Genomic DNA, 23,467 nt, shown 5'->3' with positions numbered 1-23,467 from the left:
TGGTCACCTGCCCATGGTGCGGGCGGTCAGACGTCGCTGCGCACCAGCCGGTACGCCGCCCCCGCCAGGGCGAGCGCCGTCCAGGCGAGGAAGACCAGCAGTCCGGCCGTGGGAGACAGGGTGGTGCTGTCGTGGGTCAGGGCGAACAGCGACTCGCCCGCGTTGCTCGGCAGGTACGGGCTGATGTCGTCCCGCCAGGAGCTGGGCAGCAGGGAGACGAGGCCCGGGATCAGCATGAAGGTGGCGACCAGCACCGAGATGCCGCCGGCCACCGACCGCAGCAGCGCGCCCAGGGCGACACCGATGACGCCGACGAGCCCGAGGTAGAGCCCGGCGCCCAGCAGACTGCGGGGCACTCCGGCGTGCGACAGGCTCATCGCCGCGGGCGTGCCGGAGACGATGCCGCTGCCGAACCCGAAGGCGACGAAGGCGCCCAGGGTGCCGACCACCAGTGCCACCAGTCCGAAGACGGCCGCCTTGGACCAGAGCACGGGCAGCCGGCGCGGTACGGCCGCCAGGGTGGAGCGGATCATGCCGGTGGAGTACTCCCCCGCCGTGACCAGTACGCCGAGCACGCCCAGGGCGAGCTGGGCGAAGTTGGTGCCGAAGAGGGACAGGCTCACGGCCGTCGCGGCGGCGAAGTCCCTGTCCAGGTGACCGGAGTGGCTGCCGGACCGGTAGCGGCTGCACGCGATCAGCCCGAAGGCGACGAGGAAGAGCAGTCCGAGGCCCAGGGTGATCCAGGTCGAACGCAGCGACCAGAGTTTGGCCCATTCCGAGGCCAGCACGCGCCGTCCGGTCACCCGGTAGGCGGGGCGGGCGGGCGCGGCGGGCGGTGCCTCGGCGGTCGTCGTCAGCGTGCTCATGCGGGCCTCCCGGCGGTCTCGAGGCTCTCGACGGTCGTGGTGCCGTGGTACTCCACGGCATCCCTGGTCAGCTCCATGAACGCCTCCTCCAGCGATACCGTCCGCGAGCTCAGTTCGAACAGCGCGATGCCGTGCTCGGCCGCCTTCAGACCGATCTCGCGGGCGCTCAGCCCGGTCACCTGAAGTCCGTCGGATCCGATACGGCCCGTGATGTCGACGCCCGGTCCGGCCAGTACGTCCCGCAGCCGCGCCGGGTCCTGCGTGGCCACGTGCACCGTGTCGCCGCCCGCCTCGCGGATGAGGTCCGCCACGGTGGTGTCGGCCAGCAGCCGTCCCCGCCCGACGATGATCAGGTGATCCGCGACCAGAGCCATCTCACTCATCAGATGGGACGACACGAAGACCGTCCGGCCCTCGTCGGCGAGCGATTTCAGCAGGTTGCGGATCCAGAGGACGCCCTCCGGGTCCAGTCCGTTGACCGGCTCGTCCAGCATCACCGTCTGCGGGTCGCCCAGCAGCGCCGCCGCGATGCCGAGCCGCTGGCCCATGCCGAGGGAGAAGGCACCGGCCCGCTTCTTCGCCACGCTGCCGAGTCCGGCGAGGTCGATGACCTCCTCGACCCGCCGCGCGGGAATCCCGTGCGTCAGCGCGAGCGCCTTCAGGTGGTTGTGGGCCGAGCGGCCCGGGTGGATCGACTTGGCCTCCAGCAGGGCGCCGACCTCCTGGAGCGGTGCCCGGTGCCGGGCGTAGTGGCGGCCGTTGACCGTCACGGATCCGCTCGTCGGCGCGTCGAGCCCGACGATCATGCGCATGGTCGTGGACTTCCCGGCGCCGTTGGGCCCGAGAAAACCGGTGATCGTGCCCGGCCTGACGGCGAAGTCCAGCCCGTCGACGGCCGTCTTCTCGCCGTACCTCTTCGTCAACTGCTGTGCGTCGATCATTCGTGTTTCTTCCTGTCGGGCACGGGCGTCCATCGGTCGCCCCTGACGCCTCAGTGACCACGCTAGGTGCCGAACCGCCCCGGGCCGGTGGTACCGGGGACTGATCCGCGACCGTCCGGTCGTACCGCGGTACTACGTGATGCCGCTGCCGGGGGCACGCCGTTCAGGTTGCTTTCAGGTGCGGAATGCCATCGTGCGGATCATGACCACTGAGCACGTCCTCGACGACCGCCCCCTCACCCCCGTACGCCGGATGGCGGACAAGGTGCCGGAGGTGACCGTCTACTTCTGGATCATCAAGGTGCTGACCACCGGTATGGGCGAGACGGCGTCGGACCTCCTCGCCCGCCTGCTCGGGCCGGTGCCGGCGGTCGCGTTCGGCGGCCTCGCCCTGGTGGCCGCCCTGGCCGTGCAGTTCGCTCTGCGCCGGTACGTCGCCTGGGCGTACTGGACAGCGGTCGTCATGGTCAGCGTGTTCGGCACCATGGCCGCCGACGTCCTGCACGTCGGCCTCGGCGTGCCGTACGCGGTGTCGACGCCGGCCTTCATGGCCGTACTGGCCGCGGTGTTCGTCCTCTGGTACGGGTGCGAGCGGACGCTGTCCGTCCACAGCATCCGGACGCGCCGTCGCGAAGCGTTCTACTGGGCGGCCGTCCTGGCCACCTTCGCGCTGGGCACCGCCGCGGGCGACCTCACCGCCACGGCCGGCTTGGGCTATCTGGGATCGGTGGTCCTCTTCGCCGCCGCCATCTGCGTCCCCGCCCTGGCCCACCGCTTCGGCGCCCTGAACGCGGTGACCGCCTTCTGGACCGCGTACGTCATCACCCGCCCCCTCGGCGCCTCCCTCGCCGACTGGACGGCACTCGGCCACACCCGCGGCGGCCTGGGTCTCGGCCTGGCGCCGGTCACCCTCGCGTGGACGGCCGCGATCATCGGCTTCGTGAGCTACCTGACCGTGTCACAGCGCGGCACACGCTCCCCGGCCGCGTTCTGAGGGCCGTTTCCGGGGGTTCACCAGCGGGCCGGCGCCCGCGGAGGCGGGGCCGCCGGCCCGCTGCGTCGGATCGTGGTGGTTCCGGACGGCAGGCGGGCCGGCGGCCCGAATCCGACGGGTCCGTGGGGCACCAGGCCGCAAGGACGGTGCAGAGGGGTTGACGGGGCGAGGCCGGGCGGCTTCTCTGAGTGAGCAACTTTGTTTGTTTATGGTCGCTTCCGTGCGCTCGCCCTCTGGGCCGTGCTCTGTTCCGCCGCGCCGGAGCAACCCTCCACGAACGGTCCCAGGAGGTCGATGCACCATGAACAGCTGTCGGAAGGCCGCACCACCGCGTCAAGGCGCTCCGGTCCCCTCCAGAGCGTTGGCACTGACCCTGACCAGTCTCCTCCTGCTCCTCTTCGCCCCGCTGATCGCTCTCGGCGCGGCCCCGCCGGCAGCCGCCGCGTCGGGCAACGGCCTCGCGCCCACCCCGCAGATGGGCTTCAACGACTGGAACGCCTACGGCTGCAACGTCTCCGACTCGCTCATCAGGTCCACCGCGCAGGCCATGCACACCAACGGCATGCAGGCCGCCGGGTACACGTACGTCAACATCGACGACTGCTGGATGACGCACTCCCGTGACTCCGGCGGCCACCTCGTGCCGGATCCGGCGAAATTCCCCTCCGGCATCAAGGGCACCGCCGACTACGTGCACTCCCTCGGCCTGAAGCTCGGCATCTACGAGGACGCCGGCACCGCCACCTGCGCCGGCTACCCGGGCAGCCTCGGCCACGAGACCACCGACGCGCAAACCTTCGCGTCCTGGGGCGTGGACTATCTCAAGTACGACAACTGCAACAACACCGGCGCGCCCGCGCGGACCCGCTACACCGCCATGCGCGACGCGCTCGCGGCCACCGGCCGGCCCATCCTGTACAGCCTGTGCAACTGGGGGGAGGACGACGTGTGGACCTGGGGCGCGGACGTGGGCAACAGCTGGCGCACCACCGGCGACATCAGCGCGAGCTTCTCCAGCATGCTGTCCATCTTCCACAGCAACGTCGGACTCGCCTCCTACGCCGGCCCCGGCCACTGGAACGACCCCGACATGCTGGAGGTCGGCAACAACGGACTGTCCGCGACCGAGGCCCGTACCGAGTTCAGCCTCTGGGCGGAGATGGCCGCGCCCCTCATCGCGGGCACGGACCTGACCTCCGCCGGCTCCAGCACCCTGTCCATCTACACCAACTCCCGGGTGATCGCCGTCGACCAGGACGCCCTGGGCAAGCAGGGCACCATGGTCTCCTCCTCCGGCGGCCTCGATGTCCTGGCCAAGCCGCTCGCGGGCGGCGACGTGTCCGTGGCGCTGTTCAACGAGACCGGATCGACCGCGACCATCAGCACCACCGCCGCCGCGATCGGCAAGACCGGCGCGTCCGCCTACTCCCTGACCGATCTGTGGTCCGGGGCGGCCTCCACCACCTCGGGCACCATCAGGGCCTCCGTGCCGGCCCACGGCACCGTCATGTACCGCGTCGCGGGCGGGAGCAGCGGCGGCAGCGTCACCGGTGAGATCCACGCCGTCGGCGCCGGCAAGTGCCTCGACGTCCCGAACACCACCGCCGGGACGTCGGTGCAGATCCGGGACTGCGACGGGGGCGCCGGTCAGATCTGGACCCGCACCCCGTCCCACCAGCTCACCGTCTACTCCGGCGGTTCGCAGATGTGCCTGGACGCGTACGACAACCGGACCACCGCCGGCACCAAGGTGGAGACCTGGTCCTGCAACGGTCAGCCGAACCAGCAGTGGCTGTTCAACTCCGACGGCACCATCACCGGGGTCCAGTCGGGCCTGTGCCTGGACGTGACGGGCGCCGCCACCACGAACGGCACCCCGGCCGAGCTGTGGACCTGCACCGGCCGGCCCAACCAGCAATGGACCCTCGGCTAGATCCGCTCTCCTCCCAGCGCTCCCGCGTCCCCGGGCGGGCGCGGCCGGCCTCCGCCATTCCGGCCCGGACGCCAGGGGCGGCCCCGCCGCTGACTGACGTGCCCATGGCGCAACACCCTGTTCAGCGGCCGAGCCCACGCAGTGGGACGGGGAAGGTTCCCGCATCCTCGGATGCCGGGAAACCTTCCCCGTCTCCGTGTTCGACGAGGGCGGATCGACGACCGACCGGCCCTCCCCTTCTCTCTCCCCGCCGGCCCCTGAGCGGCTCACGGGCCGCGAGCCGCTCAGTAGGATCAGGCTCCGACTCGCGACCTCGGGTGGAAGACCGGGGCCGGGGTAGGAGTGTCCGCGACACAATGGGACCGAATCCGGTCGGGACGGGAGCACGTTCAGCATGATCACGGTGCGGATGCAGCACGGGGACACCATGGTGGCGCAGCTGCCGGAAGAGATCGACTACGACAACGCGCCCATGGTCGGTGCCCAGTGCGAGGACCTGATCAGGCAGGGCTGCCGCACCCTGATCCTGGACGCCTCCACCGTGCGGTACCTCGACAGCTCCGCCATCAGCATGCTCATCCTGCTGTTGCGCCTCCTCGACAAGCACGACGGCAGCCTGCGTCTGGCCGCCCTCGACGACCACTACCAGCAGACGTTGCGCCTTCTCGGTCTCGACGCGCTGTTCCCCCTCTACCCCACCGTGGAAGCCGCCCACCGTTCCACCGGCCGCGAGAACGTGGAGATGCCGCAGTCCTCCCGCTCCGCCTGACCGGTGCGGTGCGGTGCGACGCCGGCAGGGGCGGCAGCCACCGGTTGGCGTCCCCGAACAGTGCCATCAGACACCAGGAGACCGGTGACACCGAGCCCCTCACCTTCCACCCGAGTCTGCCCGGGTCGCGGGCGAACGGCCGTACGGCGGTCCTGGCTGCCGGACATCGGTTCGCCCACGCCGGTGTTCGGGCGAGGCTTCTCAGGTCAGTGTGAACTTCTGGGCGGTGGAACCGTTGCAGTCCCAGATCTGGAGGCGGGTGCCGTTGGCGGTCGCACCGCTGGGCGAGTCGAGGCAGCGGCCCGAGCGGGGGTTGACCAGTGAGCCGTCGGATCGCTGGTTCCAGACCTGGCCGCCGGCACCGTCGCAGTCCCAGAGTTCGACCTGGGTGCCGTTGGCCGTGCCGTTGCCGTTGATGTCCAGGCAGCGGCCCAGCGTTCCCAGCGAGCCGTCGGTGTGGTGGTACCAGTGCTGGTCCACGGCCCAGGACTGGCAGTCCCACAGCTGTACCGCCGTGCCGTTCCCGCCGCTGTCGTCGGCCGCCACGTCGACGCACTTGGCACCCGGGCCGGCGACCGGGGCGCCGCCGTCGACGGAGAACTTCTGCGCGGCGGCGCCGTTGCAGTCCCAGATCTGGAGGCGGGTGCCGTTGGCGGTCGCACCGCTGGGTGAGTCCAGGCAGCGGCCCGACCGGGGGTTGCGGAGCGAGCCGTCGGCCTGCTGCACCCACTTCTGGCCGCCGGCGCCGTCGCAGTCCCACAGCTGCACCTCGGCGCCGCCCGCCGTGCCGTTGCCCTCGATGTCCAGGCACTTGCCGATCGTGCTCAGGGAGCCGTCGGCGTTGTGCTGCCAGTGCTGGTCCTCGGCCCAGGACTGGCAGTCCCACAGCTGAACGGCGGTGCCGTTGCCACCGGTGTCGTCGGCGGCGGCGTCGACGCACTTGCCGCCCGGCCCCGTGATCGTGCCCTGGGGTCCGTCGGGCACGTCCGTCTCACCGGAGTAGCCGACGGAGACGACGTTCGCCTGGACGGCGTTCTCGGCGGCGTCGGTCGGATAGCCGGCGACCATCACGCCCTCGAAGAAGGTGCCCCGGTTCCAGTTGCTGTTGTCGCCGCCGGTGCCCAGGATGATGCCGCCCTCCTGGTGCATGGGCCGGTAACCGCCGCGCGTGGGCAGTGCGCCGTCCCACCAGGTCGAGAGCCCGCCCGACCGGCTGTCGCCGCCCTTGAGCGCGTACCTGGTCTGTCCGTCGTTCTTCAGCACCGCCGTGACGAAGGGGGTGCCGTTCCCGCGGTTCGCGGTGTTCGACCCGTTGTCCCCCTGGAACATGCCGTTCTCCAGGTCGGCCTCGACCCAGGGGCCGGAGCCGCTGCACGGCGCGAAGTAGCACGTGGTCGCGATGCTCACCGCGTCCATGTGACCGTTGCCGGTGTCGGCCGGGGTGCTCTCGGCGTTGCCGTAGTCGAAACAGCAGTCGGCGCCGACGTGCGTGCCGCTGGCCACCATGTAGGCGCCCTCCGGCTGACCGTTGACGGCGACACCGGACGCCACCCCGGTGTAGCGGTAGCCGACGCCGGGTGAGATCCAGATGCCGTACACCTTGTGGCCGCCGGCCGTGACGGCGATCTCGCTCGCGTCCGCGCCGCGGTCGGCGCCCATGCCCGAGGTGCCGGCGGGGCCCGGAGTGAGATCGTTGTGCCGTGACGTCTGGTCGTAGACCTTCGTGATGCGGCACGTGGTGTTCTGGCAGAACGTGTCCTGCCGGCCGGCGTCCGCGTAACCGCCCTGGGACAGCGGCCCGATGTCGGCCCGGGCCCCGTCCGAGGCGCGGGTGACCTGGTACAGGGGGCCGTTGTACGAGGACAGCAGGGCGCGCGTCGAACTGTGCGCGGCGACGCAGGGGGTGCCGGCGGCGGCGTAGATGTCGCACGGCAGTGAGCCCGCCGCCTGCGACACGGCGGGGACCCCGATCAGGACACCGAGGGCGAGGGCGACTGTGGCCAGCGCGGCCGCCACGGCCCTCGCCCGTCTGCGGACCGGTACCCGGTCGGGCGGCCAACCTGTGTCACCGACGGCATTTCTTGTTATATACATGACATTCCTTTGGGTCGTGGCGGGTCTACCGGAAGCGCCAGAGGTGGTCGGGGGTCCCGTTGTCCTGGAACTGCTCGACGTTCGCGGAGTTGTCGGTGGACGCGTCGTGCACGGCCAGGACCTTGCCGGAGTTGCGGTTCCGGATACGGAAGGCCCCGTCGGCATCGTGGACGAGCCGCCACAGGTGGTCGTCGGTGCCGTTGTCGGTGAACTGCACGACCTGTGCCGAGTCGGCGGTCGACATCCCGGCGACCCCGAGCACCTTGCCCGAGTTGACGTTGCGGACGCGGAACCAGCCGTCCGCGTCGGGCAGGAACGTCCACAGGTGGTCGTCGGTGCCGTTGTCCTCGTACTGCACCACCCGGGCGGAGTCCGCCGTGGACATCCGGTCCACCGCCAGCAGTCTGCCGGAGTTGACGTTCTCGATACCGACCCGGCCGTCCGGGACCAACCGCCAGTCGTGGTCCGCGCCGCCGTCGTCGGTGAACTGCGCGGCCTGCGCGGAATCGGCCGTGGACATCCCCGCCACGCCCAGGACCTTGCCGCTGTTCCTGTTGCGCAACCGCACATGGCCGTTGCCGCTGTCGAGCAGCTGCCACAGGTGGTCGTCGGTGCCGTTGTCCTCGTACTGCACCACCCGGGCGGAGTCCGCCGTGGACATCCGGTCCACCGCCAGCAGCTTGCCGGAACGGGCGTTCTGGACCTTGTGGTAGCCACCGCCGGCGCCGAGCAGGTACCACAGGTGGTCGGCCGTGCCGTTGTCGCCGTACTGGACGACGTTCGCCGAGTCGGCGGTGGACATCCGGTCCACGCCCAGGACCTTGCCGGAGTTGCGGTTCTGGATGCGGAAGGCGGCGCCGGTGCCGGACCGCCACTGGCGGCTGCCGCCGGTCTGCGGGAAGGAGGTGATGCGCAGACGTGCCGCGCCCATCGGGATGAGCGTGACCTGTTCGACCGGAGCGGAGGACGCGACGGGCCCGTCCTGGAGCGGGGTGACGACGTTCTGGCCGTCGGCCCGCCAGGCGTCCACGCGCTGGGCCTGCGCGGTGATCCGGACCGGTGCGCCCGCCGTGGTGAAGGGATCGTCGACGCTGCCCCCGGTGGACACGCTCAGCTCCTGCCGGGGTGTCAGGCCGTAGTTCCAGGGGGAGCCGGCGTGGACGTCGTACTCGGGGAACCGTGTACTGCCGCCGGTCCGCACCCAGTTCTCGGTGACGGCCAGCGAGAAGCCCAGGGGCCCGTAGCCGACGGACACGGCGTTGTGCTGGGACGGCCACGCCTTCACCCGCGGCTGCATCGGCAGGCGCAGGGTGACCGTGTCGCCGTCGGTCCAGGTGCGGTTCACCGTGACGTAGCGGGGGCCGGGACCGGCGGACACGGCTGTTCCGCCGACCCGCAGGTCCGGTGCGCCGCACCAGCCGGGGATGCGGAGGACCAGGGGGAACGCCACCGGTGTCGGCAGTGACAGCGCGAAGGTGAGCGTGTCGGCGAACGGGTATCCGGTGGTCTCGGTGATGGTGACCCGGGTGCCGTCGCCGACCTCGGCGGTGACGGTGGAGGGACCGTGGAGCGCGGCGCACAGTCCGCCGTCGCCGGTGGCGAGCCACATCTCCTCGGTGTAGTAGGGCCAGCCCATTCCGTAGTTGTGCGGGCAGCAGCGGTACTGGTCCACCCCGGCGCGGTAGGACTGCATGGCCCAGCCGTTGGCGAACTGGCCCCGCGTCTTGGCGCTGTTGTCCAGGTCGACGCTGTTCGCCGAGGTGATGTAGTGCGTGGCCCGCCCCTCGGGGTCGAGCGCGGCGGGCAGCAGGTTGAACGCCAGTTCCTCGGTGCGGTCAGCCCACACCGGGTCGCCCGTGACGCGCGTCAGGATCTCGTGGCTGAGCATGTATTCGACGATGCCGCACGTCTCGAACCCCTGCCGCGGGTCTCCGTAGCCGGCGCGCACGGTCTCGTCGCCGGCGAAACCCCCGCCGGGGAACTGGCCGTACGTGTCCTGCATGGTGGCGTAGTCACGGTACGTGGCGCTGCGGTCGCCGGCGTTCGCGGACAGCACCCAGTACTGGGCCGGTTCGCGGAACCCTTGCGCGAAGTTGACGTTGTGCCCGTCGACGACGCCGTCGACCCACCTGGCGGAGTTCGCGTGGATCTTGCGCACCAGGTCGAGCAGGAACGCGTCGCCGGTGCGGTTGTACAGCCAGTACACGACGTCGATGGTGTCGCCCCAGCGCCACGTCCCCCAGCCGTCGGAGAACACCGCCGCGGGCTGGGTGTGGACGTAGGCGAAGTACCGGGTCAGGAAGGGCACGACGCGGCTGTCGCCGGAGTACTCGGCGAAGGAGCGCAGGGCGTGCAGCATCGGCATGTGCGGCCACAGGTCGGCATGCCCGCCGAGGGACGTCCGCAGCCGTGACGGGCCGAAGTACCCGTCGGCCGCCTGGTTGGCGAGCACTCCGTCCATCCACGTCGAGGCGGTGTCCAGTGCGGTCGCGTCACCGGTCACGTAGGCCATGTCGACGAAGCCGCGCAGCCAGTACGGGACTTCCTCCCAGCCGTCCAGGTCCGCGTGGATCCATCCGGTGTCCTCGTACCGCAGGAAGTGCGACGTCTCAGGATAGTGCCCGCACAGGCCGTCGACCTGACGGGCGAGCTGCGTGGCGAGCCAGCCGTGCGCACGCACCGCGCCGGGCGGCAGCCGCAGGAACGCCGACGGTTGCAGGGGCGCCCGGTTGGCCGGATACCACGGCCCGGCCGCCGCCGCTGCGGGCCGCGCGGTCACCGGCCCCAGCACGGCCGCGCCGGCGACGGCGGCACCGCCCCTGATGACCTCACGTCTGCTGATGCGCACAGTGAACCCCTCTTCCATGACATCGTTGTCCTCATCGGGGCGGCGAGCCGCCCGGTGGCAGGACGGGAACCGGCCGGCCCCGGTGTCCGGCCCCCGGCCGGCGTGGCCGTCAGTTCACGTGGACCTCCGCACGGTCCACACCCTGCGGGTACGGGTGACGGGCGGGTCCGGGCCGGTGGTGAGCGGGTTGCGGAACGTGCCGGCGGCGGTGGCGACCGTGACGGTCCACTGGGCCGCCGCGGCGGTGGCGGGCCGCACGGCGCGGACGGTCCGGCGAGGAGCAGCCCGGACACGGTCAGCGGACCGAGCAGATACGGCAGCCACGGGGGGCGTACGGTTCCTGGGCGTTGCGTGCGCATCGGGGCTCCTCGGACAAGGATCGCTCTCGCACGGGTGGGACCGGTCGGTGACGGTGCCGGACGGATGCGTGGGGGGCGTGCGGGCCGGCGTGCGGGCATCGGCGCGCGATCCTCGACCAGCCGGAGCCGCACCCTTTTTTACATCGATGTAACTGCGCCGGCGTGCCAGCGTAGGACCGCCCTGACGCGGGGTCAAGGCGCCGGACACGAAGACGGCCACCCGGAACCGGACGCGGCAGCCGGGGCACGGGAAGGCACGGCCGCCGCGTCCGGGCTCGTCACATCAGCTGCCGTTTGCGGCCCAGCCAGGTCTGGGCGATCACGACGACGGCCAGGAAGGCGCCGCTGACGACCTGCTGGTAGGAGGAGTCCAGGGAGCCGATCTGGTTGATGACGTTCTGGATCACCTTGAGCAGCAGGACACCGACCAGGGAACCGCTGACGTAGCCGAGGCCTCCGGTGAGCAGGGTGCCGCCGATGACGACCGCGGAGATGGCGTCCAGTTCCATGCCGGTGCCGAGGATGGTCACGCCGGAGGCCAGCCAGGCGGCGTTCAGGGCCCCGGCCAGTCCGGCCAGGACGCCGGACAGCGTGTAGACGAGGATCTTGGTACGGGCCACCGGCGCGCCCATCAGGGCCGCCGCGTCCTCGTTGCCGCCGACCGCGTACACGTGCTGCCCGAACCGGGTGCGGCGCAGCACCACGGCTCCGGCGGCGAACAGCGCCACCGTGACCCACACCGGGTTGCCGACGCCCAGGGTGCTGCCCTGGCCGAGTTCGGCGAGGAACGAGCCCTTGCCGATCAGGTACGTCTCGGCGCCCTCGTCCGTCAGCGCCAGCATCAGTCCGCGCGCCCCCAGCATGGCGGCCAGCGTGACGATGAAGGGGGCCAGCCGGGAGCGGGCGACGAGCAGGCCGTTGACGACGCCGATGAGGCCGCAGACGGCGAGTGGCAACAGCAGCGCCACCAGGGTGCCGTGACGGGACCCCCAGGCCGCCAGGACGCCGCCGAGCGCGAAGAGGGAGCCGACCGACAGGTCGATGCCGCCGGTGATGATGACGAACGTCATACCGAGGGCGATGACGGCGAGGAACGCCGAACCGGTCGCCATGTTGGAGATGTTGTCGCCGGTGGCGAACGTGTCGAAGCTGACCGACGCGATGACGGAGACGATCACCAGCACCGCGAGCGCGCCGTGCTGCTGGACCAGCGCGCTCAGCCGTTCGGAACGCGCGGAGCCCACCGGCTCCGCGCCGCCCGGCGGTTCGCCGCTCGCGGTGGTCACGGGTGTGTCCGTCCTGGTTGCGGTCATCGCTTCCCCTGTCCGCGTGCCGCGTAGACCGCGGCGACGATCACTATGGCCTGGGCGATCTGGGTCCAGGAGGGCGGCAGATCGTGCTTGATGAGGGTGGCGGTGAGCAGCTGGATGAGGACCGCGCCCGCCACCGTGCCGGCGACGTCGACCCGCCCGCCGGTCAGCGGGGTGCCGCCGACCACGACGGCGGTGATGGCGGACAGCTCCATCAGGTTGCCCAGCGAGGTCGGGTCACTGGCCTGGAGCCGGGCGGTGGCCAGCACGCCCGCCACGGCCGCGAGCAGCGCGCAGGCGGCGTAGACGAGGATGAGGACCCTGCGTACGGGCAGGCCGGCGAGCTGGGCCGCGGGGCGGCTGTCGCCGATGGCGAGGAGCTGGCGTCCGAAGGTGGTGCGGCGGACGACGAAGGCCACCAGCAGGGCCAGCGCCGCCGCGATCAGGATCAGGTAGGGAATGCCGAGGAGGTCGCCCGACCCCAGGGAGGCCAGCGCGGGATTGCGCACGTCCTTCAGCTGCGGCAGCAGCACCAGGGCGACGCCCCGGCCGCCGACCATGAGGGCGAGGGTGGCGACGATGGGCTGGACCCCGACGAACGCGACCAGCACCCCGTTGGCGAGGCCGACGCCGGCGGCGAACAGTGCCACCACCAGCAGCGCCGGCAGCAGGCCGTAACCGAGGTAGAGGGCGGTCACCGAGGCGGCCAGTGCCATCACGGCACCGACGGACAGGTCGACGCCCTCGGTGCCGATGACCAGGGCCATGCCGATCGCCACGATGATCACCGGGGCGACCTGGACGGCCTGGGTGCGGAAGTTCTCGGCGGACAGGAAGTGCGGCGTGATGAGGGCGTTGACGACCAGGAGCAGCGCAACGCCCGCGTAGACGCCGTAGGTTCGCAGCCAGGGCAGGACGCGGGTCCTGTCCGGCGGGGTGGTGCGGAGCGTGGCCTCAGCCATCGGTGCCCGTCTCCTTCACCGCGTCCCGCGCCGGGGCGTCCCCGGCGATGGTCCGCATCAGCTTGTTCTCGGTGACGTCGTCGCCGGTCAGTTCGCCGACGACCGCACCGTCCTTCAGTACGACCACGCGGTCGGATCCTTCGATCAGTTCCTCCAGGTCGGAGGAGATGAGCAGGACGCCCAGGCCGTCCGCGGCGAGTTCGTCCACGAGTTTCTGCACCTCGGCCTTGGCGCCGACGTCGATGCCGCGCGTGGGCTCGTCGAGCAGCAGCACCTTGGGGTTCATCGCGAGCCAGCGGGCGAGCAGCACCTTCTGCTGGTTGCCGCCGGACAGTTCGCCGGCCTTCTGGTGCGGTGACGACGCCTTGATCCGCAACCGCTCGATGAAGGTGTCCACGATGCTGTCCACACGGGACTCCGACACGAGGCCGAGGCGGGAGAGCCGGGGCAGGGCGGCCAGCGCGATGTTCTCCCGGACCGACAGACCGGGGACGATGCCCTCGCTCTTGCGGTCCTCGGGCAGCAGGCTGATGCCGGCCCGGACGGCGCCGGGCGTGGAGCCGCCGCGCACCGGGACCCCGGCGACCATGACACTGCCCGAACGGACCGGCAGCGCACCGGAGATGGCCTTCGCCGTCTCGGTACGCCCGGAGCCGAGCAGTCCGCCGAGGCCGACGACCTCGCCCGGCCGGATGCTCACGGACACGCCGTGCAGCTTGTGCGGCACGGTGAGGTCCGCCGCCTCCAGCACCGGCTGGGCGCCGGCCGCGCGGTGGTCGCCGGTGAACCTGGTCAGATCCTCCTGGCGGACCTCGCCGAGTTCACGGCCGAGCATCGTGGAGACCAGTTCGAGGCGGGGCAGGTCGGCCAGCCGGCCGTGGTGCACACGGCGTCCGTCGCGCAGCACGGTGACGGTGTCGCACACGGCGTACAGCTCGTCCAGGCGGTGGCTGACGTAGACGACGGCGATCCCCGCCTCGCGCAGGCGGCGGATCACCGCGAACAGGGTCTCCACCTCGCGTGGTTCGAGGGAGGACGTCGGTTCGTCCATGATGACGACCCGGGCGTCGGCCGCGACCGCGCGGGCGAGGGCCACCATCTGCTGGGCCCCGACGCCGAGGGTGCGCAGCGGCTGCCGGACGTCCACCCGCACGCCGAAGGTGCGCAGTCTCTCCCCGGCCTCCCGGTTCATGCGGGCGAAGTCCAGCAGGCCGAGGCGGTTGCGGGGCTCGCGTCCGAGGAAGAGGTTGCGGGCCACGCTCAGCAGCGGAATGAGGTTGACCTCTTGGTAGATGGTGGAGATGCCGGCCTTCTGGGCCTCCAGCGGCGTGGCGAAGGAGACCTTCCGGCCCTGGAAGGTGATGTCGCCGGCGTCCGCCCGGTACACGCCGGTCAGCACCTTGATGAGGGTGGACTTGCCGGCGCCGTTCTCGCCGATGAGGGCGTGCACCTCACCGGGGTGCAGGGTGAGGTCCACACCGTCGAGGGCGCGGACACCGGGGAAGGTCCTGGTCAGTCCGCGGACGGCGAGGACCTCGGCGGGGGGTGCCACCTGTGCCTCCAGGCAGAGCGGGGAGAAAGGGAGTGACGTGAGCGAGCGGAGGGCCCGGACGGCGTCGGGCCCTTCCGTGGGTCAGTACGCCTTGCCGATGTCCTGCTTGGCGTTGCCCGCGTCGTAGACGCTGTCCTGGATGACGATGTCCTGGGGGACCTCGCCGCCCTTGGTGAACGTGTCCAGCGTCCGGAACGCCAGCGGACCGAAGCGCGGGTTGGACTCGACGACACCGCTGACCCAGCCGTCGACGATGCCCTGGACGGCGTTGCGGGTGCCGTCCACCGTGACGATCTTGATGTCGCCGGCCTTCTTGCCGGCACCCTTGAGCGCGGCCACCGCGCCCAGGCCCATCTCGTCGTTCTCCGCGTAGATGCCCTTGATCCCGGGCTTGGACTGGATCAGCTGCTCGGTGACCTGCTGGCCCTTCTCGCGGGCGAAGTCACCGGTCTGCTCGAAGACGACCTTCAGGCCGGGGGCCTTCGCGGCGATCCGCTCCTTGAAGCCCTTGGTGCGCTCGGTGGTGACGTTGTTCCCGGCCGAACCCAGCAGGATGGCGACCTCGCCCTTGCCGCCCGTCGCCTCGATCATCTGGTCGGCGGCACGCCGGCCCTGCTCGACGAAGTCCGAGGCGATGAAGGAGACGTAGTCCTTGCAGGCAGTCGCGTTGATCTTGCGGTCGATCGTGACGATCGGCACCTTCCTGGCGGCGGCGGCCTGGAGCACCGGGTCCCAGCCGTCGGAGTTGAGCGGGGCGACGACCAGCAGGTCGGCACCCTTGGCGAGCAGGTCCTGCACATCGCTGATCTGCTTGGAGAACTGCGACTGGGCGTTGGCCGTCAGCAGCTTGACCCCCTGCTTCTTCGCCTCGTCCTTGACGGACTGCGTCTCGGCGATGCGGAACGGGTTCGCCTCCTTCTCGGACTGGGAGAAGCCGACGGTCGCGTTCTTCAGGTCGGTCTTCTTCGCTCCGTAGGCGCCGATGGTGCAGCCCTTGCCGCCGGGTCCGGGCGTGACGACCTTCTGCTCGGCGCCGTCCGCGGCCGCCGTCGACCGGGGCTTGCCCGAGGCGTCGTCCTCCGACTTGGTGCACGCGGTGGCGGTCAGGGCCACCGCTGCGGCCAGGGCGACCAGCACGGGACGGGTGAGGAGGTGAGGACGGTGAGTGGTGCGCTGCATGGTGACCCCGATCCGGGCGACGCTTGAAGGCAACTGAGGAGGCATCGGACGAGCACGGGCGGTGCTTCTCCCCCGGCGCGGGACGCTGTCCGGTCCGCCGCAAGCAGGTTTTTACATCGTTGGAAGAGTGCTGTAAACCCCCTATGCACCGCGTACGGGCATCAGGCCGGGAGCCGGGGTACGGCCGGGGCCGGGCCGAAGCGCCGCGAACCCACCGGCGGCGGCGTACCGCACGGCGACTCGAAACACGTACTGAACAGGGACTTCAGTGAGGCGCATGCGTCACAGGCGTCACTCGGCCGCAGCCGTCCCCGGCCCGGTGAACTCCCTTGCGGTGTAACCGACATGTGACCTCGAACAACGCGGCACGACGCGCTCCGCACCAGCCCGGGCGGTCGTCCCTCCCCCGTCGCCGACGAGGTCGCGCGTGCCGTCCGCGGCCGCGAGGACGCTCAGCCCCCGCAGCGGGCGCCGCCGCCCACGGGGTGCGCCACGCCCGCCGGTGCGGTCAACCGTTCGTGCCGCCGTCGGCCGCTCGGCGTCCCACGGTGCTCTCCCGCTCCACCAGCCGGTGGTCGACGCGGATGCGCCGGGGTTCGGGAGCCTTGCCGCCCAGCCGAGCCAGCACCGACTCCACCGCGAGCCGGCCGATGGCCCCCTTGTCCGGTGAGACGGACGTGAGGGTCACCGCGCCGAAGCGTCCTTCGACCACGTCGTCGAATCCGACCACCGCGACGTCCTCGGGCACCCGCAGGCCCCATTCGTGGAGCACCCGCATCGCGCCGATGGCCATCGGGTCGTTGTAGGCGAAGACCGCGTCGGGGCGCCTCCCCGTCTCCAGGATGCGCGCCATGGCTTCCGCACCTTCCGCGTGCCCCCAGCCGTCGGTGGCGGCGACCAGCCCGTCGTCGGCGGGCAGTCCGGCCAGGTTCAGTTCCTCGCGCCAGCCGCGCACGCGCAGCTGGGCGGGCTCACTCCGGCCGCGCCGGGCGCCGATGAACGCGACCTCCCGGCGGCCCAGGTCGATCAGGTGCCGGACGGCGGTGCGGGCGGCGGCGATGTTGTCGATGGCGATGTGGTCGTAGGGCAGGTCGTACTCCCGCTCGCCGAGCAGGACCAGCGGCACGTTCTCCGTGCGGTCGCCGAGGTCGCCCGCTTCGAGTTCGATCGGGCTGAGGATCAGCCCGTCGATGACCCGCGCCCGGAAACCCTGGCTGACCAGGATCTCCTGCTCGCGCCGTCCGCCGGTGTGGTCGAGCAGCACGATGTAGTCGTGTTCGGCGGCGGCGTCGATGACGGTGGCGGCGAGTTCGGCGAAGTAGGGGTTGCCGAGTTCGGGCAGCGCGAGCGCGATGATGCCCGTGCGCCCCTTGCGCAGGTGCCGGGCGGCCAGGTTGGGCCGGTAGCCGAGCGCGTCGATGGAGCGCTGGACGCGTTCCCGCATGGCGGGGGTGACGTGCTGGTAGTTGTTCACCACGTTGGAGACGGTCTTGATGGAGACCCCCGCGTGCGCGGCGACGTCCTTGAGGCTGACCCGCACGTTCGTCCCTTCTGAGCGACCCGATCCGGGTGGCCGGTGCGGGTCCGGCGTCGCCGCCGTGAGCCGTGCGGCCGAGCCCTTGTGCCTGATTTTACAACGTTATACATGCGGTTTCGTCACACTGACAAGGCGAGGACCGGCGCACCGCCGTCCGTCCTCGGCGGGTGTTCGCCGGGCCGGACCACCCCGCTGCCGGAGCGACGGCGTCACGCGCGGAAGTGTCACGAGTCGCGACTCGCGGATCGCGGATCGCGGATCGCGGATCGCGGATCGCGGATCGCGGATCGCGGATCGCGGATCGTGAGTCGTCAGGAGGAGTGTTGTGCAGGAGCCCGTCGCCGGTCTACGGACATGACGCGGCGCCACCCCGCCGATGTGGCGCGCGTCCCCGCCGGACCAGGTCCGACGCGCACGACTCTGGACACGCGGCCGGACGCCATGCTGTCATGCCCATTGCTCTCTCCTTCCAACGTTGTACAGCGTCTCGACGAGCCATCGATCAGCTCAGCCCCCAAGGAGACATGTGCGCCCCAGCAGAAGCCGACAGCGACTGGCCATGCTGCTCACCGCAGCTCTCGGCATCACCGGTCTCGCCGCGGCGCCGTCCGCGACGGCCGCCGGCTCCCCCTTGGAACCCCAAGGCCTCAAGGGCGAGTACTACACCCAGTCCGCCCCCGGAGCCTTCGACTTCCACGACCTGAAGGCGACCGCCTTCGACCCCGGCATCGACTTCGGCGACCTCGAGCCCCGTCTCCGGTCCGCCACCGGCCGGAACGACGACGTGAGCGTCCGCTGGACCGGCAAGGTCGTACCGGAGAGGACCGGACCCACCACCTTCTCGATGACCGGCGACAACGGCTTCCGGCTGTGGATCGGCGGCAAGCCCGTCATCGACCACTGGGTCGACGACTGGGACAACGAACAGACCTCACAGCCGGTGGAGTTGACGGCCGGCCAGCCGTACGACGTCAAGGTCGAGTACTTCGAGCACTTCGGCGGCTCCAACCTCCACCTGCGCTGGACCGAGCCGGGAGAGGCCAAGGAGGCGATCCCGACCTCGGCCTTCCGGCTGCCCGACGGCTTCGACTACGACGGCGCCCTCGCCGCCACCGTCCTGAAGGACGGCCGCACCCTCAAGCTCGACTTCGCCCAGGCACTCGCCGCGCCGCCGGCCGGCGTCACCGACCACATCGACGCCGTGATCGGCGGGGCCAAGTGGCCGCTCGGCACGGCCACGGCCGACCCGGGCGACCCCAGGTCCCTGCTCGTGGCGCTCAAGGAGCCCGTGATCGGCAACAGGACCGGCACCGCGCCCGGCCTCGCCGACGTCCACTACGACGGCAAGGGCGGCCTCGGCACCCCGGACGGCAAGGACGTCGGCGCTTTCTGGAGCAGCGGCCCCAACCACTCCACGCACGAACTGCGCACCCCGTGGGCGGACGAGGTCACTCCCGGCAACGCCCACCCCGAGTACCCCCGCCCCCAGCTCACCCGTGACACCTGGCGGAACCTGAACGGCACCTGGCAGTTCGCCGCCGCCGCGCCCGGCGAGCGGCCCCCGGTCGGCAAGCAGCTGCGCGAGCGGATCCTCGTCCCGTACCCGGTCGAGTCCCAGCTGTCGGGGATCGAACGGCACGAGGACCGGATGTGGTACCGGCGCACCTTCACCGTCCCGGCCGGCTGGAGAATCGGCTCGGGCAAGCACCTACAGCTGAACTTCGGCGCCGTCGACTGGCAGGCCGAGGTGTACGTCAACGGCACCGAGGTCGCCGAACACAAGGGCGGCTACGACAAGTTCGCCGCCGACATCACCGGCGCCCTCAAACCCGGCCGCACCCAGGAGCTGATCGTCGGCGTCCACGACCCGACGGACGCAGCCGCCGGCGAGAACCCGCCGGTCGGCAAGCAGCGCACCGACCCCAGCGGCATCTGGTACACCCCGTCGTCCGGCATCTGGCAGACCGTCTGGATGGAGCCGGTCGCGGCCGACCACGTCGACACGCTCAAGCTCACCCCGGACGTCCCGGCGGGAACGCTCACCGTCGAACCGCGGGGCGTGCGGGCCGGACTCCCGGTGCGGGCCACGGCGTACGACGGTCACCGCAAGGTCGCCACGGCCGTCGGCCGCAGCGGCGAACCCCTCACGCTGAAGGTCCCGCACGCGCACCTGTGGTCACCCGACGACCCCTTCCTGTACGACCTGAGGGTGAGCGTCGGCGGTGACCGCGTCGGCAGCTACTTCGGGATGCGCTCCATCGCGGTCGAGAAGGTGAACGGCGTCCCGCGCACCGTCCTCAACGGCAAGCCCGTCTTCATGATGGCCACGCTGGACCAGGGCTTCTGGCCGGACGGCCTGTACACGGCGCCCACCGACGCGGCCCTCGCCCACGACCTGAAGGCGCACAAGGCGATGGGCTTCAACGCGGTCCGCAAGCACATCAAGGTGGAGCCCGACCGCTGGTTCTACTGGGCCGACCGGCTCGGCCTGCTGGTCTGGCAGGACATGCCGGCGATGAGCAGGGTGCCCGACACGTCTGCCCAGCGCGCCGAGTACGAGCACGAGATGAAGCAGATGATCGACGAGCACATCAGCAGCCCGTCGGTCGTCATGTGGGTCACCTTCAACGAGGGCTGGGGCCAGTACGACATGGCCCGCATCGCCGACCAGGCCAAGTCCTGGGACCCGACCCGGCTGGTGAACAGCATGTCGGGCCTCAACCTCGGCGCGGACGGCGGCACCGGCGACATCATGGACGAACACGGCTACCCGAGCCCGGCGCTGCCACCGCACCCCGACGGCAGGCGTGCTCTGGTCAGCGGCGAGTACGGCGGTCTCGGTCTCGCGGTGCCCGGCCATGCCTGGCCGGTGCAGCAGTCGTACGTCGACGTCGACCCGGCGCGGTACACCGACGACTATCTGGCGAGACTCGCCGAGGTGCACGCGCTGGCCTGCAAGGGCGGCAACGGCGCCGTCTACACCCAGATCTCGGACGTCGAGGGCGAGCTCAACGGCCTGATGACGTACGACCGCAGGGTCGTCAAGCCCGATGTGCAGCGGCTGGAGGCGGCTCAGCGGGCGCTGATCGAGGACGCGTCGCGGGCCACCCCGGCCGGCTGTTCGACCACCTGACGCACCAGGCGGCACCGGTCGGGGTCCGGCACACCCGGCCGCACCCCGACCGACCGGAGGCCGGCTCACGCGGCCCGGCCTCCGGTGCCGTGCCCGGCGCGTCTACGGAGCCATCTCGTACGTGCCGGACAGTGCCTCGACCCGCTGCCAGACCCGCTCCGTGCGCGCCTCGTCGACGGCCGGCCGCCGTACGGCACCCAGCGCCCACTCCTGCTGCGCCTCGGTCGCCGAGTCCTTGCCGTGCAGTTCGACGGCGTGCGCGGAGAAGTCCCGGACGAGAACGGCGAAGAGTTCGTCGAGCACGTCCTCGTCGAGTCCGGTGAGGGCCGCCTGTTCCAGGACGAGCTGCCCGTGCACGACGAGGGCGAAGAGCTGACCGACCGCGAGAAGGAGATCGAGATCGCGGCTCTGCTCCGCGTCGGGGGCGGCGGTGGCGACGAACGCACAGAGCGCGTCGGCCTGTTCGCGGAGGCGGGTCACGTTGGGCAGGTGCGCGTAGGCCTCGAAGGCGGGTCGCCAGTCGTGGAAGCGCACCGAGCCCAGGCCGCGGGCCGGCCCCTGCCGGAAGAGGAAGTCGTCGTCGGCCGCGTCGAGGCGGGCCGGCACGCCGGGGTGGTCGACCGGGTCGAGGAGGTGGTTGCGCATGAACTTCAGGATCAGCGCCAGGTTGACGTGGACCGTGCCCTCCAGCTTCGGCAGGCCGCGGATCTCCACCGCCGCCTGGGCGAAGTAGTTGTCCTTCTCGAAGCCCTTGGCCGCGATCACGTCCCACATGAGGTCGATGACCTTCTCGCCCTCCGTGGTCACCTTCATCTTCGTCATCGGGTTGAAGAGCAGGTAGCGGCGGTCGTCCGGGCCGGCGGAGCGGAAGTAGTCGACGGCACGGTCGCTGAACAGCTTCATGCCGACGAGCCGGACGTACGCGTCGGTCAGTTCGCGCCGCACGTGCGGGAAGGCGGTGACGGGGCGGCCGTACAGGACGCGGTTGTGGGCGTGGGTGACGGCCTCGTACATCGCGTGCTCGCAGATGCCGATCGAGGCGGTGCACAGGTTGAACTTGCCGACGTTGACGGTGTTGAGGGCGGCGTCGAAGGCGGCGCGGCCGGTGTGCAGGACGTCCTCGGCCGCCACGGGGTAGTCCGCCAGGCGGAACTCGCTGACGAACTTCGAGGAGTCGACGACGTTCTTGACCAGGTGGTAGGCGGGGTGACGGCTGTCGGCGGCGAAGAACACATAGCCGTCGGGGCCCTCTACGTCGGTGCGGCGGCCGAAGACGGAGACGAGTCCGGCGGCGTTGCCGTTGCCTATGTAGTACTTGGAGCCGGTGGCGCGGAAGCCTCCGGCACCGTCGGGCTCCAGCAGCATGTCGGTGGAGTAGATGTCGGCGCCGTGGGCCTTCTCCGACAGGCCGAACGCGAACACCTCTCCCTGGGCGAGGAGTTGGGCGGCCCGGGTACGGGCGGCGGCGTTGTCGCTCTGCCAGACCGGGCCGAGGCCGAGGATCGTCACCTGCCAGGCGTACCAGTAGTCGAGGCCGTAGAAGCCGAGGATCTCGTTGAGCGCGGCGATCCGGGCGGTGTCCCACCGCTTGTCCGGCTCCCCCTCGCCCGCTGCGGACGACGGCGTCAGGAAGGTGGCGAACAGGTTCTCCTTCGCGGCGAAGGCGAGGAAGTCACCGAGCCACGCGCGGGTCCGGTAATCCTCCAGCAGCCGCCGCTTCCCGCGCTCCTCGAACCAGTCGACGGTGGCACGCAGCAAGCGGCGCGTCTCGGGGTCGAAGTGCGCGGGGTCGTAGCCGCGCGGGTTGAACAGCAGCTGGTCAGCCATGGTGGGACGCCTTTCGGCCGGTGGACGGAGGGAATGCAAGGTTCGACGGCGGCGGGGCCGGACCGGGTGGACCGGCGGACCGGGAGGACCGGTGGCAGGTCCGGCGCACCGGGAGGCCCGGCGCGGGGCGCGGCGGCGGTCAGCTGCCCGGACCGAACCTGGCCAGCGTGGCGAGCACGTCGTCCAGCCAGTCGATCATCATCCGCTCGTACGCGATGCCGCCGCGCAGGACGACGTGCTGAAGCTCTCGTTCCGCGTCGAGCGGCGGCTCCGTGCCGGCTGTCTCCGCCTCGGGCTCGATGAAGTCCCGTACCTCACCCGCGAGATAGCGCGCCAGCCGGTCGCGGTGTGCCTGCCGGTGCCGCTCGACCTCGCGGATCAGGGCGGCCGGGTCGTCGAAGGCGGCGCCCCGGATCTTCACGGCCAGGTCGTGGCGGACGCTCTCCGGCTCGATCGGATCGTGCAGCCAGGAGGACAGCGCCGCCCGGCCGAGGTCGGCGACGGAGTACTCCTTCTTGTCCGGCCGGCCCTGCTGCGGGACGTCCCGGGCGTCGACCCAGCCGTCGTTCTCCATGCGCTTGAGCACGCGATAGATCTGCTGGTGCGTCGCGGTCCAGAAATAGCCGATGGACCGCTCGAATCGCCGGGCCAGCTCATAGCCGGATCCGGGCTTCTCCAGGAGCGACACCAGGATCGCGTGTTCGAGCGCCATGACGGCGATCCTGCTATGCAACTCATTGCATAGCAAGCCTCCCCCGCCCCGATGCGACGCGGCTCACCACCTTCACGCCGGGAGGACCGCCGGAAGAAGGCGGGCGGGTCTCAGACGGGCGGCCGGTTGCGCAGGGCGGCGTCGGCCGGCTCCCGGATGTTCCACACGGTCGAGCCCGGCACCACCGCGACCGGCCTGACCGCGGCGTCCGGCATCGGCGGAACGCCGGAGGTGAGTGCCAGGGTCGTCGTACGTCTGGCCACTCTCGACGCTGACGGCCCGACGGGAACGTTCCAGTACGAGAACGGGGAAGTCCCCTGGTGACCGTGCGGGAACGGACCCGACCGGACCACGTCCGCACCACACGCGCGTCCTGGCTGCGTCTTTCCACCGTGTGCCGGCACGTACCCTCCCCCACCGCACGCGCGGCGCGCGACCGGCCGCTGTGGGC

General features: G+C 71.1%; 17 protein-coding genes. 4 read left to right on the top strand and 13 right to left on the bottom strand.

Features of this window, described 5'->3' with window-relative positions; translation table 11 throughout:
• Positions 1-26 precede the first annotated feature (26 nt).
• Together AB0F03_RS03995 and AB0F03_RS03990 are read right to left on the bottom strand one after the other, a co-directional pair.
• On the bottom strand, positions 27-866 hold the full coding sequence (locus AB0F03_RS03995) for an ABC transporter permease (RefSeq protein ID WP_361986262.1): 840 nt from the start codon (positions 864-866) through the stop codon (positions 27-29).
• Positions 863-1,807, bottom strand: coding sequence for an ATP-binding cassette domain-containing protein (locus AB0F03_RS03990; protein ID WP_361986261.1), 945 nt, complete (start codon positions 1,805-1,807; stop codon positions 863-865). The genes AB0F03_RS03995 and AB0F03_RS03990 overlap by 4 nt, the downstream gene beginning before the upstream one ends.
• Before the next feature lie 202 nt (positions 1,808-2,009).
• Between AB0F03_RS03990 and AB0F03_RS03985 the strand changes: the two genes are divergently transcribed.
• The 3 genes from AB0F03_RS03985 (at position 2,010) to AB0F03_RS03975 (ending at position 5,503) form a co-directional block, all read left to right on the top strand.
• On the top strand, positions 2,010-2,801 hold the full coding sequence (locus AB0F03_RS03985) for a hypothetical protein (RefSeq protein WP_361986259.1): 792 nt from the start codon (positions 2,010-2,012) through the stop codon (positions 2,799-2,801).
• A 301-nt stretch (positions 2,802-3,102) separates the two neighbouring features.
• Entirely contained in the window at positions 3,103-4,734 is a 1,632-nt protein-coding gene (locus tag AB0F03_RS03980; protein ID WP_361986257.1) for an RICIN domain-containing protein, read from the top strand.
• 394 nt (positions 4,735-5,128) lie between these two features.
• Positions 5,129-5,503, top strand: a complete 375-nt coding sequence (locus AB0F03_RS03975) for an STAS domain-containing protein (RefSeq protein ID WP_361986256.1) — start codon at positions 5,129-5,131, stop codon at positions 5,501-5,503.
• A 201-nt stretch (positions 5,504-5,704) separates the two neighbouring features.
• Here the strand turns inward: AB0F03_RS03975 and AB0F03_RS03970 are convergent, their stop codons facing one another.
• From AB0F03_RS03970 to AB0F03_RS03935, 8 genes are all read right to left on the bottom strand, one after another.
• On the bottom strand, positions 5,705-7,597 hold the full coding sequence (locus AB0F03_RS03970; RefSeq protein WP_361986254.1) for an arabinofuranosidase catalytic domain-containing protein: 1,893 nt from the start codon (positions 7,595-7,597) through the stop codon (positions 5,705-5,707).
• A gap of 25 nt (positions 7,598-7,622) precedes the next feature.
• Complete coding sequence (locus AB0F03_RS03965) at positions 7,623-10,463, bottom strand: RICIN domain-containing protein (RefSeq protein WP_361986253.1); 2,841 nt, start codon at positions 10,461-10,463, stop codon at positions 7,623-7,625.
• Between the two features lie 96 nt (positions 10,464-10,559).
• On the bottom strand, positions 10,560-10,703 hold the full coding sequence (locus AB0F03_RS03960) for a hypothetical protein (protein ID WP_361986251.1): 144 nt from the start codon (positions 10,701-10,703) through the stop codon (positions 10,560-10,562).
• A 379-nt stretch (positions 10,704-11,082) separates the two neighbouring features.
• The gene (locus AB0F03_RS03955) at positions 11,083-12,117 is read right to left on the bottom strand and encodes an ABC transporter permease (RefSeq protein WP_361986249.1); all 1,035 of its coding nucleotides are present in this window, start codon (positions 12,115-12,117) and stop codon (positions 11,083-11,085) included.
• Positions 12,114-13,076 carry an ABC transporter permease gene (locus tag AB0F03_RS03950; RefSeq protein ID WP_361986247.1) on the bottom strand — a complete coding sequence of 321 codons (963 nt, stop codon included), beginning with the start codon at positions 13,074-13,076 and terminating at the stop codon, positions 12,114-12,116. Before AB0F03_RS03950 ends, AB0F03_RS03955 begins: the two co-directional genes overlap by 4 nt.
• Complete coding sequence (locus tag AB0F03_RS03945) at positions 13,069-14,628, bottom strand: sugar ABC transporter ATP-binding protein (protein WP_361986245.1); 1,560 nt, start codon at positions 14,626-14,628, stop codon at positions 13,069-13,071. Before AB0F03_RS03945 ends, AB0F03_RS03950 begins: the two co-directional genes overlap by 8 nt.
• Before the next feature lie 81 nt (positions 14,629-14,709).
• Positions 14,710-15,807 (bottom strand): ABC transporter substrate-binding protein, encoded by a 1,098-nt coding sequence (locus AB0F03_RS03940; protein WP_361986243.1) that lies wholly within the window; start codon positions 15,805-15,807, stop codon positions 14,710-14,712.
• A 508-nt stretch (positions 15,808-16,315) separates the two neighbouring features.
• A complete protein-coding gene (locus AB0F03_RS03935) occupies positions 16,316-17,347 on the bottom strand; it encodes a LacI family DNA-binding transcriptional regulator (RefSeq protein WP_361986241.1) in 1,032 nt (343 codons plus the stop codon).
• 523 nt (positions 17,348-17,870) lie between these two features.
• On the opposite strand from AB0F03_RS03935, the gene AB0F03_RS03930 reads away from it, so the two are divergent.
• Positions 17,871-20,477 carry a PA14 domain-containing protein gene (locus AB0F03_RS03930; protein WP_361986239.1) on the top strand — a complete coding sequence of 869 codons (2,607 nt, stop codon included), beginning with the start codon at positions 17,871-17,873 and terminating at the stop codon, positions 20,475-20,477.
• Between the two features lie 102 nt (positions 20,478-20,579).
• On the opposite strand, the gene AB0F03_RS03925 is transcribed toward AB0F03_RS03930, so the two are convergent.
• The 3 genes from AB0F03_RS03925 to AB0F03_RS03915 form a co-directional block, all read right to left on the bottom strand.
• Complete coding sequence (locus AB0F03_RS03925) at positions 20,580-22,304, bottom strand: acyl-CoA dehydrogenase family protein (RefSeq protein ID WP_361986237.1); 1,725 nt, start codon at positions 22,302-22,304, stop codon at positions 20,580-20,582.
• Between the two features lie 139 nt (positions 22,305-22,443).
• Entirely contained in the window at positions 22,444-23,016 is a 573-nt protein-coding gene (locus AB0F03_RS03920) for a PadR family transcriptional regulator (RefSeq protein WP_361986235.1), read from the bottom strand.
• Positions 23,017-23,126: 110 nt separating this feature from the next.
• Complete coding sequence (locus tag AB0F03_RS03915) at positions 23,127-23,279, bottom strand: hypothetical protein (protein WP_361986233.1); 153 nt, start codon at positions 23,277-23,279, stop codon at positions 23,127-23,129.
• Positions 23,280-23,467 lie beyond the last annotated feature (188 nt).

Source organism: Streptomyces sp. NPDC028722 (assembly GCF_040637655.1).
Lineage (GTDB): Bacteria > Actinomycetota > Actinomycetes > Streptomycetales > Streptomycetaceae > Streptomyces.
This window is presented reverse-complemented; position numbering and strand designations above follow the sequence as displayed.

Bases quoted from the DNA above. Each gene is read 5' to 3' on its own strand.
- AB0F03_RS03995 (WP_361986262.1), bottom strand. From the start codon at position 866: ATGAGCACGCTGACGACGACCGCCGAGGCACCGCCCGCCGCGCCCGCC.
- AB0F03_RS03990 (WP_361986261.1), bottom strand. From the start codon at position 1,807: ATGATCGACGCACAGCAGTTGACGAAGAGGTACGGCGAGAAGACGGCC.
- AB0F03_RS03985 (WP_361986259.1), top strand. From the start codon at position 2,010: ATGACCACTGAGCACGTCCTCGACGACCGCCCCCTCACCCCCGTACGC.
- AB0F03_RS03980 (WP_361986257.1), top strand. From the start codon at position 3,103: ATGAACAGCTGTCGGAAGGCCGCACCACCGCGTCAAGGCGCTCCGGTC.
- AB0F03_RS03975 (WP_361986256.1), top strand. From the start codon at position 5,129: ATGATCACGGTGCGGATGCAGCACGGGGACACCATGGTGGCGCAGCTG.
- AB0F03_RS03970 (WP_361986254.1), bottom strand. From the start codon at position 7,597: ATGTATATAACAAGAAATGCCGTCGGTGACACAGGTTGGCCGCCCGAC.
- AB0F03_RS03965 (WP_361986253.1), bottom strand. From the start codon at position 10,463: ATGGAAGAGGGGTTCACTGTGCGCATCAGCAGACGTGAGGTCATCAGG.
- AB0F03_RS03955 (WP_361986249.1), bottom strand. From the start codon at position 12,117: ATGACCGCAACCAGGACGGACACACCCGTGACCACCGCGAGCGGCGAA.
- AB0F03_RS03950 (WP_361986247.1), bottom strand. From the start codon at position 13,076: ATGGCTGAGGCCACGCTCCGCACCACCCCGCCGGACAGGACCCGCGTC.
- AB0F03_RS03940 (WP_361986243.1), bottom strand. From the start codon at position 15,807: ATGCAGCGCACCACTCACCGTCCTCACCTCCTCACCCGTCCCGTGCTG.
- AB0F03_RS03925 (WP_361986237.1), bottom strand. From the start codon at position 22,304: ATGGCTGACCAGCTGCTGTTCAACCCGCGCGGCTACGACCCCGCGCAC.
- AB0F03_RS03920 (WP_361986235.1), bottom strand. From the start codon at position 23,016: ATGGCGCTCGAACACGCGATCCTGGTGTCGCTCCTGGAGAAGCCCGGA.